The 1512-nt window shown below is 39.1% G+C and carries 1 protein-coding gene; it reads left to right on the top strand.

Annotated elements, in window-relative coordinates; genetic code table 11:
- On the top strand, positions 1–578 hold a 578-nt coding region (locus FOF46_RS31065), incomplete at its 5' end, for a CHAP domain-containing protein (protein WP_143919287.1).
- Positions 579–1512 lie beyond the last annotated feature (934 nt).

Consider the following 1512-nt stretch of genomic DNA (forward strand, 5'->3'; position numbering starts at 1 on the left):
TTTGCAGTCACCTTTTTAGCCAGAACACTGTAACACAATATTCAAGTATAAGTGAAGAGGAACTAAGACAATGTGTAAAAGAATTGTATGATTCTCAAGTGGGGGTTCGTGAGGTTGGAGGCGAAAATAGAGGAGTTTCTGTGGAAATGTATTTGGAAAGTGTTGGGCTAGGTCGTTCTCTGGCTTGGTGCGCTGCGTTCGTGAGTTGGTGTTATCAGCATGCAAGAGTGGAAGCTCCCAAAAGTGGCTGGGTGCCCAGTTATGCTCTGCAACGTAAACGGATTTACCAAAGGGGAAAGTTCCAGAAACAAAAACCACAAAGCGGTGATGTATTTATGATATGGTATCATAAACTAAATCGTCCGGCTCATATTGGTTTTGTGGATCATTGGGGAGACAAATGGGTGATTACTGTAGAAGGTAATACCAATGATAATGGATCAAGGGAAGGCGATGGTGTATATCGTAAACGAAGGTTAAAAAAACAAGTGTGGGCAGTGTCTGATTTCATTACGACCAACAAAAAACAATCAACTAAAGAATATGCTATCAAAGAGTTTACAAATATTACGAAGTAAAGGGTATATCGTGTACCGGGAGCCATTTAAACTCAATATTGTGGGCTATCGAAGTCGTTTTGTTCGAAGTAATCGATTTGATGATGAAATACATGTATTCTACACCAATGATCAAGGGAGGTGGGTGTATCATATCTNCATTGGGGAGACAAATGGGTGATTACTGTAGAAGGTAATACCAATGATAATGGATCAAGGGAAGGCGATGGTGTATATCGTAAACGAAGGTTAAAAAAACAAGTGTGGGCAGTGTCTGATTTTATTACAACCAACAAAAAACAATCAACTAAAGAATATGCTATCAAAGAGTTTACAAATATTACGAAGTAAAGGGTATATCGTGTACCGGGAGCCATTTAAACTCAATATTGTGGGCTATCGAAGTCGTTTTGTTCGAAGTAATCGATTTGATGATGAAATACATGTATTCTANACCAATGATCAAGGGAGGTGGGTGTATCATATCTTTAAAGCCACTACAGATCCCGGACAGTATTGGCTAGAAAACCCAATGCACCCACAAGGGACTGCATTTCTAAAGAAAGGACAATATATAAACTCCCATAGTATAGGATTGCATCGAGGGGTATATAAGGCACTCGTGCAACGAAATGAAGTGAGTGTGATCCGGGATTATGAAAGAAAAGGATGGCTTAAATGGTTTGAATCCGGAACTCAACAAAAGGGAAGATTTGGGATTAATATCCATAGAGCAAGAAAACAAGGAACTACCAAAGTCATTGATGACTTCTCAGCTGGCTGTTTGGTATTTGCTAATGCTGAAGATTTTAAAAGGTTTATGGATATTGCTAAGGAACACCAAAAACGATATGGAAATAGGTTTACAGTAACCTTAGTGGATTTTAGGGATGAACGTAGAAGAAGGTTAAGCAAAATTGCCTGGGGATCAGTACTAGCTGCAGGAGGATTGTTT

It is taken from the genome of Aquimarina algiphila, assembly GCF_007489275.1.
GTDB lineage: Bacteria > Bacteroidota > Bacteroidia > Flavobacteriales > Flavobacteriaceae > Aquimarina > Aquimarina algiphila.